Annotated in this window: 19 protein-coding genes; 7 read left to right on the top strand and 12 right to left on the bottom strand. The window is 72.5% G+C overall.

The features are described from left to right. Nucleotides 1-14: 14 nt before the first annotated feature. Together ACIRR9_RS39405 and ACIRR9_RS39400 are read right to left on the bottom strand one after the other, a co-directional pair. Nucleotides 15-899, bottom strand: coding sequence for an SDR family NAD(P)-dependent oxidoreductase (locus tag ACIRR9_RS39405; RefSeq protein WP_403762467.1), 885 nt, complete (start codon nt 897-899; stop codon nt 15-17). After that, entirely contained in the window at nt 899-1,693 is a 795-nt protein-coding gene (locus ACIRR9_RS39400; protein ID WP_403762464.1) for an acetoacetate decarboxylase family protein, read from the bottom strand. The genes ACIRR9_RS39405 and ACIRR9_RS39400 overlap by 1 nt, the downstream gene beginning before the upstream one ends. A gap of 188 nt (nt 1,694-1,881) precedes the next feature. Here ACIRR9_RS39400 and ACIRR9_RS39395 point away from each other — a divergent pair, with 188 nt between their 5' ends. From ACIRR9_RS39395 to ACIRR9_RS39375, 5 genes are all read left to right on the top strand, one after another. Beyond that, nucleotides 1,882-2,877: a DEDDh family exonuclease gene (locus ACIRR9_RS39395; protein WP_403762461.1), complete on the top strand. Its 996-nt coding sequence runs from the start codon at nt 1,882-1,884 to the stop codon at nt 2,875-2,877. A gap of 92 nt (nt 2,878-2,969) precedes the next feature. After that, nucleotides 2,970-3,203, top strand: a complete 234-nt coding sequence (locus ACIRR9_RS39390) for a hypothetical protein (protein WP_123978164.1) — start codon at nt 2,970-2,972, stop codon at nt 3,201-3,203. Nucleotides 3,204-3,298: 95 nt separating this feature from the next. Then, nucleotides 3,299-4,093 carry an SURF1 family protein gene (locus ACIRR9_RS39385; protein WP_384568957.1) on the top strand — a complete coding sequence of 265 codons (795 nt, stop codon included), beginning with the start codon at nt 3,299-3,301 and terminating at the stop codon, nt 4,091-4,093. 91 nt (nt 4,094-4,184) lie between these two features. Continuing rightward, nucleotides 4,185-5,969 carry a glycoside hydrolase family 15 protein gene (locus tag ACIRR9_RS39380; protein WP_403762458.1) on the top strand — a complete coding sequence of 595 codons (1,785 nt, stop codon included), beginning with the start codon at nt 4,185-4,187 and terminating at the stop codon, nt 5,967-5,969. Nucleotides 5,970-5,974: 5 nt separating this feature from the next. Continuing rightward, entirely contained in the window at nt 5,975-6,730 is a 756-nt protein-coding gene (locus ACIRR9_RS39375; RefSeq protein ID WP_403762455.1) for an SDR family oxidoreductase, read from the top strand. 106 nt (nt 6,731-6,836) lie between these two features. Here ACIRR9_RS39375 and amaP read toward each other — a convergent pair whose 3' ends face one another. The 5 genes from amaP to ACIRR9_RS39350 are packed head-to-tail and all read right to left on the bottom strand — an operon-like array spanning nt 6,837 to nt 9,088. After that, on the bottom strand, nt 6,837-7,415 hold the full coding sequence (gene amaP / locus ACIRR9_RS39370) for an alkaline shock response membrane anchor protein AmaP (protein WP_403762452.1): 579 nt from the start codon (nt 7,413-7,415) through the stop codon (nt 6,837-6,839). A gap of 4 nt (nt 7,416-7,419) precedes the next feature. Continuing rightward, nucleotides 7,420-8,025, bottom strand: coding sequence for a DUF6286 domain-containing protein (locus ACIRR9_RS39365; protein WP_403762449.1), 606 nt, complete (start codon nt 8,023-8,025; stop codon nt 7,420-7,422). Next, on the bottom strand, nt 8,025-8,384 hold the full coding sequence (locus ACIRR9_RS39360) for a hypothetical protein (protein WP_403762446.1): 360 nt from the start codon (nt 8,382-8,384) through the stop codon (nt 8,025-8,027). Before ACIRR9_RS39360 ends, ACIRR9_RS39365 begins: the two co-directional genes overlap by 1 nt. An 8-nt stretch (nt 8,385-8,392) precedes the next feature. Beyond that, on the bottom strand, nt 8,393-8,587 hold the full coding sequence (locus ACIRR9_RS39355) for a hypothetical protein (RefSeq protein WP_123978157.1): 195 nt from the start codon (nt 8,585-8,587) through the stop codon (nt 8,393-8,395). Between the two features lie 36 nt (nt 8,588-8,623). Continuing rightward, complete coding sequence (locus tag ACIRR9_RS39350; RefSeq protein ID WP_123978156.1) at nt 8,624-9,088, bottom strand: Asp23/Gls24 family envelope stress response protein; 465 nt, start codon at nt 9,086-9,088, stop codon at nt 8,624-8,626. 87 nt (nt 9,089-9,175) lie between these two features. Here ACIRR9_RS39350 and ACIRR9_RS39345 point away from each other — a divergent pair, with 87 nt between their 5' ends. Further along, nucleotides 9,176-9,874, top strand: a complete 699-nt coding sequence (locus ACIRR9_RS39345) for a nucleopolyhedrovirus P10 family protein (RefSeq protein ID WP_403762443.1) — start codon at nt 9,176-9,178, stop codon at nt 9,872-9,874. An 85-nt stretch (nt 9,875-9,959) separates the two neighbouring features. On the opposite strand, the gene ACIRR9_RS39340 is transcribed toward ACIRR9_RS39345, so the two are convergent. From ACIRR9_RS39340 to ACIRR9_RS39330, 3 genes are all read right to left on the bottom strand, one after another. Then, nucleotides 9,960-10,763 carry an enoyl-CoA hydratase/isomerase family protein gene (locus ACIRR9_RS39340; RefSeq protein WP_403762440.1) on the bottom strand — a complete coding sequence of 268 codons (804 nt, stop codon included), beginning with the start codon at nt 10,761-10,763 and terminating at the stop codon, nt 9,960-9,962. A gap of 128 nt (nt 10,764-10,891) precedes the next feature. After that, a complete protein-coding gene (locus tag ACIRR9_RS39335) occupies nt 10,892-11,110 on the bottom strand; it encodes a helix-turn-helix domain-containing protein (RefSeq protein WP_046727957.1) in 219 nt (72 codons plus the stop codon). A gap of 361 nt (nt 11,111-11,471) precedes the next feature. Beyond that, nucleotides 11,472-13,070 (bottom strand): ABC-F family ATP-binding cassette domain-containing protein, encoded by a 1,599-nt coding sequence (locus ACIRR9_RS39330; protein WP_403762437.1) that lies wholly within the window; start codon nt 13,068-13,070, stop codon nt 11,472-11,474. A gap of 465 nt (nt 13,071-13,535) precedes the next feature. On the opposite strand from ACIRR9_RS39330, the gene ACIRR9_RS39325 reads away from it, so the two are divergent. After that, nucleotides 13,536-13,949, top strand: a complete 414-nt coding sequence (locus ACIRR9_RS39325) for a VOC family protein (protein WP_123978152.1) — start codon at nt 13,536-13,538, stop codon at nt 13,947-13,949. A gap of 25 nt (nt 13,950-13,974) precedes the next feature. Here ACIRR9_RS39325 and ACIRR9_RS39320 read toward each other — a convergent pair whose 3' ends face one another. Both ACIRR9_RS39320 and ACIRR9_RS39315 read right to left on the bottom strand, forming a co-directional pair. Next, a complete protein-coding gene (locus ACIRR9_RS39320; RefSeq protein WP_403762434.1) occupies nt 13,975-15,363 on the bottom strand; it encodes a hypothetical protein in 1,389 nt (462 codons plus the stop codon). 286 nt (nt 15,364-15,649) lie between these two features. Beyond that, entirely contained in the window at nt 15,650-16,777 is a 1,128-nt protein-coding gene (locus tag ACIRR9_RS39315) for an alpha/beta hydrolase family protein (protein WP_403762431.1), read from the bottom strand. Nucleotides 16,778-16,786: the final 9 nt, after the last annotated feature.

Below are 16,786 nucleotides of genomic sequence, written 5' to 3'. Positions count from 1 at the left end.
GTCGGTCCAGATGCTCAGTCCAGGATGAAGCTTTCGAGGTACGACGGGTTCGTCCGGTCCAGCATGGAGCGGGCCCGCGCCCGGATCTGGGCGTCGCTGTGCCCGCCGGGCGGCAGCAGCCAGAAGCGGTCCGCGCGGATGCCCGCCACGACGAACTCCGCGACCTCCTCGACGGGCGTGAAGCGGACCTCCTTGCCCGCCGCGCGCATCGCCGCCTCCCACTGGTCGAGGCTGCGGTACGGAGTCCTGCGCGGCCGTTCCTTGGCGTACCGGGCGGGCCGGTTGCGGTGCGACTCCCACAGTCCCGTGCGCAGCATGTGCGGCCCCGGGAAGAGCACCGAGGCGCCCACGCGCGCGTGCTCCGCCTTCAGGTGGGCGTACAGGGACTCGGTGAGGGTGACGACGGCCGCTTTCGTGACCGCGTAGACGGAGGCCGTCGGCAGCGGTGCGATACCGCCGTCGCCGGAGGACGTATTGACCACATGACCGGGTTGACCCGACTTGATCATTCTCGGCAGGAAAGCCTGTACGCCGTGGAAGACACCCCACACATTGACTTCGAACGCCCACTTCCAGTCGTTCGGTTCGTGCTCCCACATCCGGCCCTCGGCGCCCGAGCCGACCCCGGCGTTGTTGCACAGCACGTGCACCGCGCCGAACGTCCCGTACGCCGACTCGGCGAGTTCCAGGACCTGTTCGCGGTCGCCGACGTCGACCACGCGCGCGTGCACGTCGGCGCCCTCCGCGCGCAGGCCGTCGGCGGCCTTGTCCAGCGCGGCGGCCTCGACGTCGGCGAGGACCACCTTCAGCCCCTCGGCGGCGAACCGCCGGGCCATCGCGAGCCCCAGCCCGCTCGCCGCGCCGGTGACCACGGCGACCTGTCCGGCACGGAGTTCCATCAGCTCCCGCTCCCTTCCGGGGGCGCGTCGTGGATCTGGCGCGGGTCGTCGTAGCGCTGGTGGACGTACGGCAACAGGGCCTGGGCGTCGGCCCGTTCGACGACCCGGCCACGCTGGTCGCTGGTCTTCTCGCCGAGGGTGATGTCCAGCAGGCGCACCACCGGGAGGTCGGCGACCGGGTCGTACGCGGACTCGCGGAGGATCACCTCCCCCGTCACACGCTCCAGCCGGCGGACCTTCTCCGCGCGGACGCAGTGCACCAGGAGCGGGTCGCCGTCGAAGCCCGAACCGTCGACCGCCGGCAGGAACTTGAAGTAGAAGTCGGTCTTCGGGGCGGGCTCGGGCAGCGGCAGCGGGCCGTCGACCGTGCCGCGCACCTCCACGAAGGCGACGCCGTGCCGGGCGAGGGCGGCACGGATGTCCGGGCCGGTCCGCTCGACCGTCACCTCGCCCAGCTTCTTCGGCTCGCCGAACACCTCGCGGCCGCCGGTGAGGGCGCGCTCATGGGTCATCGGCATCACCAGCGGGTACCAGCCCTCGACCGCGCCGTGCGCGGCGGCGACCGCGAACGAGCCCGCGCCGAGCGGGTATCCGGGCAGTTCGACCTTGCTGATGTTGACGCGGGCCAGCGGCCGGCCGGAGGGCTTGAGCGGAGGCGGCAGCACGGCCGCGACCGCGTCCGGGTCGGTCTCCCAGACGGCCACCACGCCGGTGGACCAGACGTCCGGGAGCTTCGTGGTGCGCGCGGCCGCGATCTCAGCCCCGGTCCGAGCGCCGTACCGTACGCGTGCCATCCGCCGTACCGCCCTTCCGTCGGCCACCGCCCGTCGTCGCGTCAGCGCGCCGGGCGGGGTGCACGCTTGCACCGGGCGGCGAAAAGGTCCATAGCCACGCGAAGGGCAATCAGGACATTCGAACGGGCGGCTGCACCGGGCGACCTGACGGACCGGACAGTCGGCCGGGGCCCGTATCCTCAATGACCATGCTCGAAGACCGTACGACCGCAGTGTCCCCCGGCACCCCGTGGCCGGCCGCGTATCCCAAGGGGTACGCGGTCGTTGACGTGGAGACCACCGGACTGGCCCGGGACGACCGGATAATCTCCGCGGCCGTCTACCGGCTGGACGAGCGCGGCGAGGTCGAGGACCACTGGTACACGCTGGTCAATCCCGAGCGCGACCCGGGTCCGGTGTGGATCCACGGGCTGACGAGCGAGACGCTCGAAGGGGCGCCGCTCTTCACGGACATCGCGGAGGAGTTCTCGGCGCGGCTCGACGGCCGGGTGCTGGTCGCGCACAACGCGGTCTTCGACTGGCAGATGATCGCGCGGGAGTACGCGCGCGCGAAGGCCGAGGCCCCGGTACGGCAGCGGCTGTGCACGATCGCGCTCTCCAAGGAGCTGGGCCTGCCGCTGCCCAACCACAAGCTGGAGACCCTGGCCGCGCACTTCGGTGTCGTACAGCGGCGGGCGCACCACGCGTTGGACGACGCGCGCGTGCTCGCGGAGGCGTTCCGCCCGAGCCTGCGGGCCGCGGCGACGGGGAACGTACGGCTGCCGCTCCTGGAGTGCCGGCCGCTGACGGAGTGGTCGGAGACGCCCCGGATCGGGCAGCAGGCGAGCGGGGGCTACGGCGGCGGCTACCGGCCCACCAGCAGCTGGCGCCCGTCCCGCAAGCGGCCGGCGTGCCCGTACCCGAACCCGGGGCGGTACGAGGACGGCAAGCCGCTCAGGCAGGGCATGCGGGTGGCGTTCTCCGGGGACACCTCGACCGACCGGGAGCTTCTGGAGGACCGGGCCGTCGAGGCAGGTCTGCACGTGTCGACGAGCATCTCGCGGCTCACCAGCCTGCTCGTCACCAACGACCCCGACTCGGGTACGTCGAAGGTCGTCAGGGCCCGCCAGTTCGGCACCCCGGTCATGGACGAGGCGGCCTTCGGGCAGCTGCTGCGGGACGTGGCGTCGGCCAAGGAGAAGTGACGGCGCGGCAGGACCGTACGGACGGGTGATTGCCGTGCGACTCGCCCCGCGCCCACTCGCCCGCGCGAGGACGACCGCCCACGCTGTGGCGCATGGCTAAATGCGAAGTTTGCGGCAATGACTACGGAATGACCTTCGAGGTGCACGCCCAGGGCGCGGTCCATGTCTTCGACTGCTTCTCCTGTGCGATCCACCGCATGGCCCCGCTCTGCGAGCACTGCAAGGTGTCGATCATCGGCCAGGGCGTCGAGGCCGACAACCAGTGGTACTGCGGCGCCCACTGTGCCCGCGAGGCGGGGAAGGCGGGGATCGTCGACCGCGTGTGACCGGCGCCACGCGTGACCGCCGAGGCGGAGATGTGTCGGCCCTCTGGGGGACCCTCCCGCAGCGGGCCGGCACATGAGGGGTACGGTCTTTCTTCGTGTACCGCTTCCTGTTGACCCGGCAGTGGGTGATCCTCGCCCTGGTCTCGCTGCTTCTCATCCCCACGATGATCCGACTGGGGTTCTGGCAGAAGCACCGGTACGAGGAGCGCAGCGCCCGTAACCAGCTGGTGGCCGAGGCACTGAACGCCAAGCCGGTGCCCGTGGAGCAGGTGACCGAGCCGGGGCACGCGGTGACCCGCAAGGAGCGGTACCACACCGTCACCGCGACCGGCACCTTCGACACCGCCGACGAGGTCGTCGTCCGCCGCCGTACCAACTCCGACGACGAGGTCGGCTACCACGTCCTCACCCCGTTCGTCCTGGCGGACGGCAGGGTGCTGCTGGTCAACCGGGGCTGGATCTCCGCGGACGGCCCGAGCCAGACCGCCTTCCCGAAGATTCCCGCACCGCCCGCCGGCCAGGTCACCGTCCAGGGCCGGCTGATGCCCGACGAGACCACCGCGGCGAGCGGCATCAAGGACATCAAGGGCCTGCCCGACCGGCAGATCATGCTGATCAACAGCGAGGAGCAGGCGCGCCGGCTCGGCAAGCAGGTGCTGGGCGGCTACATCGAGCAGACCGCGCCGCAGCCCAAGGGCGACACCCCGGAGCAGATCTCCGACCCGGGCAAGGAAGACGCCCCGCTGAACTACGCGTACATGATCCAGTGGTGGCTGTTCGCCGCGGGCGTCCCCTACGGCTTCTTCGTGCTGGTCCGCCGCGAGGCACGCGCGCGTGCCGAGGCGGCGGAGGAGGAACCGGCCGAGGAGGCCGAACCGGCCGCCGTCTGAGGCCGCGGGGCCGGCCCGTGACACGAGTGCCGCGTCACTCCCCCGGCCCACCCCCTGATTGGCCCCCGGGCCGACCGGGAAACCGGGTCCCGTGGACCGACGCATCGAGGACTACGCCCTGATCGGCGACGAACAGACCGCGGCTCTGGTCGGCCGGGACGGCTCCATCGACTGGCTGTGCCTGCCCCGGTTCGACTCCGGCGCATGCTTCGCCAGGCTCCTGGGCGACGAGAACCACGGCCACTGGCGGATCGCCCCCAGGGGGGCCACCACCTGCACCCGGCGCGCCTACCGGATCGGCACCCTGGTCCTGGACACGGAGTGGGAGACCGACGAGGGCACGGTCCGGGTCACCGACCTGATGCCCCAGCGCGACCGCGCCCCCGACGTCGTACGCGTCATCGAAGGCGTCAGCGGCCGCGTCACCGTGCAGAGCCTGCTCCGGCTGCGCTTCGACTACGGCTCGGTCACTCCCTGGATGCGGCGCTCCGGCGGGCACCGGGTCGCCGTCGCCGGGCCGGACTCGGTGTGGCTGCGCAGCGATCCTTCCGTACGGACCTGGGGCGAGGACTTCGGCACCCACTCGGAGTTCACCGTCGCGGCGGGCGAGCGGGTCGCGTTCGTGCTCACCTGGCACCCCTCGCACCAGCAGCGGCCGCCGCTCGTGGACCCGTACGAGGCGCTGCGCACCAGCGTCACCGACTGGCGGCGCTGGACCGCCCGCTGCACCTACGCCGGCCCCTACCGGGACACGGTCGTGCGCTCCCTGATCACCCTCAAGGCGCTCACCTACGCGCCGACCGGCGGCATCGTCGCCGCCGCCACCAGCTCGCTGCCCGAGGAACTGGGCGGGGTGCGTAACTGGGACTACCGCTTCTGCTGGCTGCGCGACTCCACGCTCACCCTCGGCGCCCTGCTGTCCGCCGGCTACCACAAGGAGGCGGAGGCCTGGCGCGACTGGCTGGTCCGCGCGGTCGCCGGCGACCCGGCGGACCTGCAGATCATGTACGGCCTCGCGGGCGAACGCCGGCTGCCCGAGTTCGAACTGGCCTGGCTGCCAGGCTTCGCCGACTCCAGCCCCGTGCGCGTCGGCAACAACGCGGTCGACCAGCTCCAGCTGGACGTGTACGGCGAGGTCATGGACTCGCTGTCGCTGGCCCGTAGCGCGGGCCTGTCCACCAAACCGCACATGTGGTCCATCCAGTGCGCGCTGATGAAGTTCCTGGAGAAGGCCTGGCGGCAGCCGGACGAGGGACTGTGGGAGGTGCGCGGCGGACGCCGCAACTTCGTGCACTCCAAGGTGCTGGTGTGGGTGGCCGCCGACCGTGCGGTGAAGACCCTGGAGGACTACCCGGAGCTCAGCGGTGAGCTGGAGACCTGGCGCACGATGCGCGACGAGGTGCACCGCGAGGTGTGCGAGAAGGGGTTCGACCGGAAGCGCAACACCTTCACGCAGTACTACGGATCGCGGGAACTCGACGCCTCGCTGCTGCTGATCCCGCGCGTCGGCTTCCTGCCCCCGGACGACCCCCGGGTGGTCGGCACGGTGGACGCGATCCGCGACGACCTGGGCCACGGCGGGTTCCTGCGCCGCTACGACACGGACGCGATCGGCGTCGACGGGATGCCGGGCGGCGAGGGCGCGTTCCTGGCGTGCTCGTTCTGGCTCGCCGACGCGCTGCACATGACGGGCCGCACCGACGAGGCGAAGGAACTGTTCGAACGGCTGGTGGGGCTCGTCAACGACGTGGGCCTGCTGTCCGAGGAGTACGACCCGGAGACGGGGCGTCAGCTGGGCAACTTCCCGCAGGCGTTCAGTCACATCGGGCTGGTGAACACCGCCCTCACGCTGTTCGGTGGCGAGCAGGCAGGATAGGGGCCATGGATCTTGGACTGAAGGACCGGGTGTACGTCGTCACCGGAGCGACCCGTGGACTGGGCAACGCGACCGCGCGTGAGCTGGTCGCCGACGGGGCGAAGGTCGTGGTGACCGGGCGGGACGAGAAGCGGGTCGCCGAGGCGGCGGCCGAACTGGGGCCGAACGCGGTCGGTGTCGCCGTCGACAACGCGGACGCGGATGCGCCGACGCGGCTGATCGCGGTCGCGCGTGATCTCTTCGGGGGCTTCGACGGCATTCTCGTCAGCGTGGGCGGGCCTCCGGCCGGGTTCGTCGCCGACAACACCGACGAGCAGTGGCGGACCGCCTTCGAGTCGGTGTTCCTGGGAGCGGTGCGGCTCGCCCGCACGGCGGCCGAGGAACTGGAGGAGGGCGGTGTCATCGGGTTCGTGCTGTCCGCGTCCGTGCACGAGCCGCTTCCCGGGCTGACGATCTCGAACGGGCTGCGGCCTGGGCTGGCCGGGTTCGCCAAGTCGCTGGCGGACGAGCTGGGCCCGCGCGGGATCCGGGTGGTGGGGGTGCTGCCGTCGCGGATCGACACGGATCGGGTACGGGAGCTGGATGCGCTGTCCGCCGACCCGGAGGCCACCCGGGTCGCGAACCAGTCGCGGATTCCGTTGCGGCGGTACGGCGCGCCGGAGGAGTTCGGGCGGGTGGCGGCGTTCCTGATGTCTCCGGCGGCGTCCTATCTGACGGGGATCATGGTGCCGGTCGACGGGGGGCTGAGGCACGGGTTCTGACGGTCGCTCGCCGGGTGCGGGTCGTGGGGGCCGGTCGCGCCCACGCGGCGGAGCCGCATATCGCTACAGCCCCGCGCCCCGAACAGGCCGGCCTCCCGAGCGGCGTTCAGGTCACCCTCTCCGCACGGTGTCTGACCGACGTCAGTCGTACTTCCGCCGGGAGTCTCTTCAGAGCCGCCGAGTCCCGGGCGTGTGCCAGAGCCTGGGCCGTCAGGTCGTCCAGCGCCGCACCCGGTGACACGTCCGGCTCCAGTTGGAGCCAGACCCTCACCTGCGGTGCCGTCCGGGTGCCCCTCAGGACCGCCTGGGCGTGGGCCACGCCGTGCTGGTGGGCCGCGTCCGTCGCCAGGACCGTCTCCAGGGCCCTGCCGCGCAGCAGCGCGCCCTCGCCGTCTCCCGTGTCCACCAGGACCTCCGTCAGGCGGCGTCGGCGCAGTTGCGCGGTGAGCCACCAGAGGGAGAGCAGGACCACGACGGCCAGTGCCGCCAGGACCGTCGGCCACCACCAGCTCGCGGCGCGCCAGTGGGTGCGCTGGGCGGTGGTGAGCAGGACGTCGTGACGGCCGTGGTGGATCCACCAGGACGGGGCCGGGGCGCCGAGGCCGACGGCCAGGACCGAGCCGCCCAGGGCGAGGAGCAGGAGGCCTGCCAGGCCGGTCAGTACGCGGTTGACCGCGCTGAGCATGACGTCACCCCTTCTTGCCGGGTCGCAGCACGAGCAGTGTCAGCTTGGGCGGACGCGCGAGGCCCAGGCTGCGGATCGCCTCGGTCAGGGCCGTCTCCAGGTCGGTCCGGACCTCGTCGAGTTCGCGGAAGTGCGAGACGGCGAGGACATGGGCGCGGGAGCGGTGCAGCCGTACGCGTACCCGGCGTACGCCCGAGATGTCCATGGCCCGGTCGCGCAGCACCAGCGCGGCCGCGTCGCGGCGCAGTCCGGCGCGGACGTCGGGGTGGGTACGGCGCATGGGCAGGAGGTCCCGCAGTCCGGGCGTGACGGCCAGGACCAGCAGCCACAGGCCCAGGGCGAAGCCGATGCCGGCACCGACCAGGACCCAGGTGTCGTCGAGGGGCCGCCGGGCGAGCTGGCGGGCCAGTTCGCGGCGCCAGCGCATCGCGGGGTGGTGGGCCCGGACGGCCGTGATGTCGTACAGGAAGGCGCCCGCGACGACGAGGGTGAGCAGTGCGACCAGGACCGCGGGGGCGCGGCGCGGGGACCAGAAGCGGGCCTCGTGGGTGTGCGCGGGCGCTTCCGCCGGTGGTGGCTTGTCCATGACCGGTGTCTGTTCGGTGCTCATCACGCCCTCCCCGGGGTCTGGGCCGGGTGCAGCCGTTCGACGTGGACGACGACCTCCGGCACCTCCATGTCCACCAACGCGCCTACCCGCTCGACCACATGCCGACGCACGGCCGCGCACCGGGCGCCGATGTCCGACGGGTAGTCCAGTTCGAGGTGGACACGGACGCGTGCGGCTTCATGGTGGACGACGACCGTGGCGTGCGGGGGCACGGCGTCCTTCGGAAGGGCGCCGAGCGCCTCGCGGGCCGCCTGTGCGGCGATCTTCGCCACGACCCGGTCGGCGATCCGGAGCGCGCCCCGCCCGCCGGGCGCCACGACCGCCGGGCCACCGGGTGTCTCACCGCTCGCGGAGGGCATCGCGGAGGTCATCGCCGCCGGTCACGCCGGTCGTCTCGGCTGCGGAAGAATTCGCCGAGTTCCAGGTCCCCCTCCGCGAACCGGCCGACGACGAACCCGATCGCCCCCAGCGCCGCCACCAGCAGGAAGGCGCCGAACCCGCCGAAGTACCCGGCGAAGCCCAGCGCCATGCCGGCGATCATGCCGACCACGGCCAAACCCATGGTGCGCTCCCCTCGAAGGTCACTGAAGCCCAACGGTCACTGAAGCCGGGACTCCGGCTCTTCTTCCTCTTCCTCCGGCAGCTTCACATCACTCACCGCGATGTTGACCTCGACCACTTCGAGCCCGGTCATCCGCTCCACGGCCGCGATCACGTTCTCCCGCACCGCGCGGGCCACGTCGGCGATCGACACGCCGTAGTCCACGACGATCTCCAGGTCGAGCGCGGTCTGCACCTCGCCGACCTCGGCCTTCACACCCCGGGTCACGGACTTGGAACCGCCGGGCACCCGGTCGCGCACGACGCCGAAGGTGCGGGCGAGTCCGCTGCCCATCGCGTGCACACCGACCACGTCCCGGGCGGCCAGCCCGGCGATCTTCTCCACGACCCCGTCGGCGATCGTCGTCCGCCCCCGGGTGGACGGATCGCCACCGCCGCGCCTGGTGGTCTTGCGGGTGATTGCCGTGGGGTCCTTCTCTGCCTCGGCCGCCGTCTCGCTCATCGCCGTGCGTCCCTTCCGGTCGTCGTCCTGCGACCACCGTAAGTGCGGATGCCCTGTCATGCCCCGGGGATGCGGCAGGCTGGAGCAATGACGGCGGACCGATGGACAGACGCGGTACGGCACCCCCTGGGTTTCGGCAGGCTGCTTCCGCTGGGCGGGCCGGGCGACGGGGCGTGGCTCACCGAGGCGGCGGCCGACGCGGTGGTGCGGCGGGCGGCGGGCGAGGTTCGGGGCGTGCGGCTGGGTGCGGTGCGGATCGCGCCGGCGGACCCGGAGGACGTTCAGGAGCCCGTCGTACCGCCACCGCCCGGTGCGGTGCCGCCGGGACCGCTGCGTCTGTCGGCGGACTTCGCGGCGACGGCCGCGGAGCCACTGCCGACGACGGCGGCCGGGCTGCGCCGGGCTCTGTCGGCGGCTGCGGTACGGCTCGGGCTGACGGTGACCGAGATCGACCTGCGGGTGACCGACCTGCTGGAGGAGGACACGGCGCAGGCAGGGGTCGTACGTCCGCCGCGGCCGCCGTCGGTCCGGGAGGGCGCCGATCCGGACGGGGCGCGGGTGACGGCGGCGGCGCTGGCGGTGCCGGGGGTGGACCGGGTCACGGGCGCGCTGAGCCGTGAGATCCATTTCGACGCCGCACTGCCGCGCCGGCATGTGCGGGTGGAGGTGGCACTGGCCGACGACGGCCTGCGGGCCGTGGAGGTGGCCCGGCAGGTCCGTACGGCGGTCAGGGCAGCCCTGGACGATCGCCCGACGGTGGCCGTACTGGTGACGAGCGTCGGCTGAAAGCGTCCCTTCAGGGGCGCGGGGCTGTATCGATGTGCGGCTCCGCCCCGTGGGCGCGACCAGCCCCCACCGGCCCGCGGTGAACCTACTCGGCCACCCCCGCAAGGTCCCGCAGCCGCCGGGCCTGCGCCTGCCGCTCGGCAGCCCGCTGCTCGTCATACGTACGACCGCCCGCACCCCGAAGCAGCGCCTTGGTCTCCACCACCGCGTCCCGCGGCGCGGCCAGCAGCGCGCCGGCCAGGTCGCTCACCGCCGCGTCGAGTTCACCCACCGGCACCGCCACGCTCGCCAGCCCGGAAGCCACCGCCTCCTCGGCCTGGACGAAGCGTCCGGTCGCGCAGATCTCCAGCGCGCGGGCGTAGCCCACCAGCGAGACCAGCGGGTGCGTGCCGGTCAGGTCCGGCACCAGGCCCAGGCTGGTCTCGCGCATCGCGAACTGCACGTCGTCGGCGACGACGCGCAGGTCACAGGCGAGAGCCAGCTGGAAGCCGGCCCCGATGGCGTGGCCCTGCACGGCGGCGATCGACACGATGTCGTTGCGCCGCCACCAGGTGAACGCCTCCTGGTATTCGGCGATGGTCGCGTCGAGCCCGGCGTCGTCGCGGCGCGCGAGCTCGATGAAGGTCGGCTCGCCCGGGATCCCTTCCGGCGAGAACATCTGCCGGTCGAGGCCCGCGGAGAAGGACTGGCCTTCACCACGCAGCACGACGACCCGGACCGACCCCGGCAGTGACCGCCCGGCTTCCGCCAACGCCCGCCACAGTGCGGGGCTCTGGGCGTTGCGCTTGGCCGGATTGGTCAGCGTCACCGTGGCGAGCGCGTCGTCGACGGTGAGCCGTACGCCGTCCTTGTCGAGTGCAGGAGCGAGGTCCTGGTCGGGCGAAGCCATGGGGCGCCTCCGGTGGGTGCGGTCATCATGCAGTGCCGTACGGCATGCTAAGTGACTGCACAGTAACCACCCGGCCGATCACACGACCGACCGGGTGGCCACCATCGAAGCCGATGGGCCGCCCGGGGTCAGGACGCGGCTTTCTTGCCCCGCGTCGCCCCGCCACGCCCACGCAGCGTGACACCCGACTCGCTGAGCATCCGGTGGACGAAGCCATACGAGCGGCCGGTTTCCTCGGCCAGTGCCCGGATGCTCGCACCGGAGTCGTACTTTTTCTTCAGGTCTGCCGCGAGCTTGTCGCGCGCGGCGCCGGTCACCCGGCTGCCCTTCTTCAGAGTCTCGGCCACCCGTGCCTCCTCATGGGAAGTGCGCTCTGGTCCCCTCATGATCACCCCTCCGGGGCGTGATGGCCACCCATTCGGCAAGGTCCGTGAGACATCGTTGTGACGACAGGAGCGCATCCCCACATACGGAATCCGTGATTCCGATGAGGGTTGTCCATAGGGCCGAACGGGCTCTTCCGTGAAGTACCAGGTCAGACATGGAGAGCGGCCGATCCCTTGTCGACAAAGGGATCGGCCGCGAAATCGATGTAGGACACACCTCGGTACGAGGAGATCTCACACAGATGATGGATCACCGATAGGCCGAATGATCCATAGCCAGTGGATCAGGCATTCGATCAAGCGAGGACGACGGGATCGGTTCTCAGGCGAGGGCCACCAGGTCCGCGTAGTCGGCGCCCCACAGGTCCTCGACGCCGTCCGGCAGCAGGATGATCCGCTCCGGCTGGAGCGCCTCGACCGCGCCCTCGTCGTGGGTGACGAGGACGACCGCGCCCTTGTAGGTGCGCAGGGCGCCGAGGATCTCCTCGCGGCTGGCCGGGTCGAGGTTGTTGGTGGGCTCGTCCAGGAGCAGGACGTTCGCGGCGGAGACCACCAGGGTGGCGAGGGCGAGACGGGTCTTCTCGCCGCCGGAGAGGACCCCGGCCGGCTTGTCGACGTCGTCGCCGGAGAACAGGAACGAGCCCAGCACCTTGCGGACCTCCACGAGGTCCATGTCGGGGGCCGACGAGCGCATGTTCTCCAGGACCGTGCGCTCCGGGTCGAGGGTCTCGTGCTCCTGGGCGTAGTAGCCGAGCTTGAGGCCGTGGCCCTCGATCACCTCGCCGGTGTCGGGCCGCTCGACACCGCCGAGCAGCCGCAGCAGGGTGGTCTTGCCGGCGCCGTTGAGGCCGAGGATGACGACCCTCGACCCCTTGTCGATGGCGAGGTCGACGTCGGTGAAGATCTCCAGCGAGCCGTACGACTTCGACAGGCCCTCGGCGGTCAGCGGGGTCTTGCCACAGGGCGCGGGCTCCGGGAAGCGGAGCTTGGCGACCTTGTCGGAGGCGCGGACGGCGTCCAGGCCGGCCAGCAGCTTGTCGGCGCGCTTGGCCATGTTCTGCGCGGCGACCGTCTTGGTGGCCTTGGCGCGCATCTTGTCGGCCTGGGAGTGCAGCGCGGCGGCCTTCTTCTCGGCGTTGGCGCGCTCGCGCTTGCGGCGCTTCTCGTCGGCCTCGCGCTGCTGCTGGTAGAGCTTCCAGCCCATGTTGTAGACGTCGATCTGGGAACGGTTGGCGTCCAGGTAGAAGACCTTGTTGACGACCGTCTCGACCAGGTCGACGTCGTGGGAGATCACGATGAAGCCGCCGCGGTAGGTCTTCAGGTAGTCGCGCAGCCAGACGATCGAGTCCGCGTCGAGGTGGTTGGTCGGCTCGTCGAGCAGCAGGGTGTCGGCGTCCGAGAACAGGATGCGGGCCAGCTCGATACGGCGGCGCTGACCGCCGGAGAGGGTGTGCAGGGGCTGCCCGAGCACCCGGTCGGGCAGGTTGAGCGCGGCGGCGATGGTGGCGGCCTCGGCCTCGGCGGAGTACCCGCCCTTGGTGAGGAACTCGGTCTCCTGGCGCTCGTACTGCCTCAGCGCCTTCTCGCGGGTGGCGCCCTGGCCGTTGGCGATGCGCTGCTCGTTCTCGCGCATCTTGCGGATCAGTACGTCGAGGCCGCGCGCGGAGAGGACGCGGTCGCGGGCGAGGACGTCCAGGTCGCCGGTGCGGGGGTCCTGCGGGAGGTAGCCGACCTCGCCGGAGCGGGTGACGGTGCCCGCGGCGGGGATGCCTTCGCCGGCCAGCACCTTGGTGAGGGTGGTCTTGCCGGCGCCGTTACGGCCGACCAGGCCGATGCGGTCGCCCTTGGCGACGCGGAAGGTGGCGCTCTCGATGAGGATGCGGGCACCGGCGCGCAGCTCGATACCGGAGGCGGAGATCACGGACAGACTCCAGGGCGTACGGAAATTGACGGGTGGGCGGCTGAGGACGTTCCCGCCGTCTAATGCGCGAGGAGAATGGCCATGCGGCAAGTCTAACGGGGCGGCGCAAGCGCTTTTTCTGCGTGCGGGCGTTCGAGGGGGCCCGTGACGGGGCGGTCGTCGCCCAGGGAACGCGCGGTGCGGGGCGGTCCCCGCGCAGGTCGTCCACGGCGCCGAGCTGGGCGGTCCGGGCGCCGTGTGCGCGGGGCCGGGCGACGAGCAGGGCGGGGCCGTGACGTACGGCACGTCCGGGCCGGGATGATCACCGCGAGGACACGAGGGCGGCGCGATCCGAAGGCGGCGCCCCTGAGCCGTCGGCCTGCACGGACCGCGCGGGCCCGGGGCGTTGTCAGTGGCGGGTGCAAAACTGTGCAGCAGGCCGGAACGACGGCTTTCGGGGGACCGGCACACAAGGGAGTGATCGGTATGGCAGGCACGACCGGCGGTCGGCCGAGCATCTATCCGTCGCTGCTGTACGCGGACGCGAAGGCGGCGATCAAGCAGCTGACGGAGGCCTTCGGCTTCACCGAGCTGTCGGTGTACGAGGGCGAGGACGGCAGGGTGCTCCACGCCGAGCTGGTACAGGGCAACGGCGCGATCATGCTGGGCTCCAGCGGCCGCGGCGGCCGTTTCGACGCGGCCATGGAGGGCGCGGGCCCGACCGGGGTGTACATCGTCGTGGACGACGTCGATGCTCACCACCAGCGGGCCGTGGACCACGGCGCCGAGATCCTGATGCCCCCGACGGACCAGGACTACGGCTCGCGGGACTACATGGCCCGGGACGTCGAGGGCAACGTCTGGAGTTTCGGCACCTACGCCCCGGAGATAGCCGGCTGACCCGCCGTCGTCCCCGCGCCCGCGCTCATCCGCCGGTGTGCACCTGGAAGGCGGCCCGGCGGACGGCCTTGGCCAGCGCGGGGTCGGGGTGGGCGGCGGCGAGGGCGACCAGGACCTGCACGGTGCGCGGGTGGCCGACGGCGCGGACCTCGTCGAGCAGCGCGGGGACGGTCGGCTGCAGCGCCGACTCCAGGTGGCGGACGAGCATCGGCGCCTCGCCGTGGTCGGCGACCGCGGCGGCGGTGTCCACCCAGAGCCAGGTGGCCTCTTCGCGGGTGAGGACCTCGTGGGCGTCTTCCGGGTCGACCCCGTCGTGCTCGGCCAGCCACAGCAGGGCGTACGGCCGCAGGGTCGGCTCCTCGACGACCGCGCGGACGTCGGGTTCGGCGGGGGCGCCGACGACCCGCAGCGCCTCGAAGGCGAGGCCGCGCAGCAGGGCGTCCTCGCCCCGGGCGGCGTCGACGAGTTCGCCGACGGCGCTGCCGACGGGGCGGGCGGCGAGCCAGGCCCGGTACTCGGCGCGGGCCGCGTTGGGGCGGAGCTGGGCGCAGCCGCGGAGCATCTCCTCGGCGGCGACCTCGATGTTCCCGGCGGGGCTCTGCGCGGCCACGCAGATCTGCTCCAGCTTGACCCAGACCGCCCAGCTGCCCAGCGGGGTGAGGGTGGCCTGGGCGTCGCCGCAGGTCAGCGCACCGACGGAGGCCAGGGCGTGCAGGGACCAGTCCAGGAGGGGGGCGAGTTCGGCGCCCTCGGCGGGGGCGGGGTCCTCGGCCGGTGCGCGGTCCGCCGGGTCGGCGTCGGCGGAGCGCAGCGCGGCGACCGGACCGGCGGACCCGGACCCGTTCTCCGTCTCGTAGGGCACCTCGCAACGCTCGGTGCGCAGTTCGGTGACCCGCTGCCGCAGCAGGTCCAGGAGCTGCTCGACCGGGACGGGCCCGGCGGAGAGCTGGAGGAAGGAGAGCACCTGGGGCATGGCCGAGACGACCTCGGCGACGGCGGCGGCCTCGAACTCGGCGGGCTCCGGGTGGGCCAGCGACCAGGCGTCGAAGAGGGCGACCCAGCCGCGCAGCACGGCGCTGTCGTCGCGGTCCCAGGCGCGCAGGCGCCAGCCGGGGCGCGCGGTCTCGCCGTGCACCTCGACCAGGCCGGCGAGCCGGGCGGTGTCCCAGTCGGCACGCACCTGAGCCGCGGTCAGGCCCAGATCACCGGCCGCGCGTTCGGCGGTCGCCTCGGAGAGGGTGGCCTTGCCGTCGGCGGTCGCACCGTCGCTGCCGGGTCCGAGGGCGGCGTCGGCCCAGTGGGCGACGCGGGCCGCTCCGGCCAGCCCGGAGCGAGCCATTCTGGCCAGCTCGGCGGGGGCCGGGGTGCCCTCGGGCGGGCGGGGTGCGGGGCGGCGCGCGGGCCGCTGGTTCATCGCTCGGGGGGCGGCGGCCAGGGGTCGCGTTCGGACGAGTCGAAGCCTTGAGTCGCGCGGGATACGGGACGTCACGGGTGCAGTCTTCCGGTTGACGGTCCGAAAACCCAAACGGAATGTCACGGCGGGCTACGGGGCTGGCCAACGCACGGCGGTCGACGGGAGGCGGGGAGACATGTTCAGGCCAGTGATACAGCCTTAAACGGAACCTCTGGAACCGGATGGAATCAGGGCTTCCGGCCCGTGCCGAGAAGGCGCCCGGGAGCGGCCGGGGATGCGGTGAGGATCACATCAGCGGGGTGAGGAACCGGCGCAGCCGCTCCTCGTACTGCTTGGGGTCGGCGTTCCACATCGCACCGTGCGGCGCGTCCGGCACGGTGTGCAGGGCGACGCGGTCGGGGCGCCGGGCGGCGAGCCGGCGGGAGTAGGTCCAGGGGGCCACCGTGTCGTCCGGGCCGTGGACGATCAGGGTGGGCACGGTGAGCTGCGCCGGGTCGACGGGGTCGCCCACGTGATCGGCGTGCAGGCCGGCCCGGCCCTGGGCGGCGCGCACCGCGAGCGGCAGCAGGGCCTCGGGGGTGTGCCGGGCCTGGGCGAGGGCGCGCAGGGTGGCCTCCCAGTCGAGCACCGGGGAGTCCAGGACCAGCCCGGAGACACGGTCGCGCAGTGCCGAGTGGACGGCGGCGCGCAGCGCCATGGTGGCGCCGGTGGACCAGCCGTACAGGACGACGCGGCGGGCGCCGTAGCGGACGGCGTAGCGGATCGCCGCGTCCAGGTCGCGCCACTCGCTCTCGCCGAGGTGGTTCAGGCCGTCCGGAGGGCGCGGGGCACCGAGGTCGCCGCGGTAGGCGAGGGCGAGGACGGGCAGCCGGCGGGCATGCAGGAACTCCATGACGTTCATGGCGAGCTCGCGGGTGGTGCCGAGGCCGTGCACCGCGATCACCCAGGTGTCCCGGTAGCCGGGCACGAACCAGGCGGGCAGCGGGCCCAGTTCACCGGGTATGTCGATGTCCGCGCACTCCAGGCCGAGTGCCGCGCCCGGGTCGCCGATGTGGACGTTGGGGGTGAGCCAGACCTGGTCGCCGGTCTCGAGGGAGCCGTGGGTCACGCGTTCCAGCCGCCGTACGACGGTGTCGGCGGTGTTCGCGGCGGACTCCAGGACGGCGCCGACGACCGCGTGCGAGCCGTCGCCGGCCAGGCCGTAGCGGCCGGGGCGCAGTGAGGCCAGGTCCCGGGTGAGGGTGATGCGGCCGGCCGCGGTGCCGTGCACGGTGAGCCGGGGTTCGGTGGGCAGGGGCCGGCCCGGCGGCGCCTTGAGCGCGGCGCCACTGGCGAACCGTCCGGCGGCCACACTGGCCGCACCGGCGGCGAGTACGGCACCGACGGCGGCGGCCGTGACTTTGACTGGGCGCACCTGTCCAGT

The organism is Streptomyces sp. NPDC101234, assembly GCF_044767525.1.
Taxonomy (GTDB): Bacteria; Actinomycetota; Actinomycetes; order Streptomycetales; family Streptomycetaceae; genus Streptomyces; species Streptomyces sasae.
The sequence above is the reverse complement of the archived record's forward strand: the minus strand, read 5'-3'. Positions and strand labels throughout refer to the sequence as shown.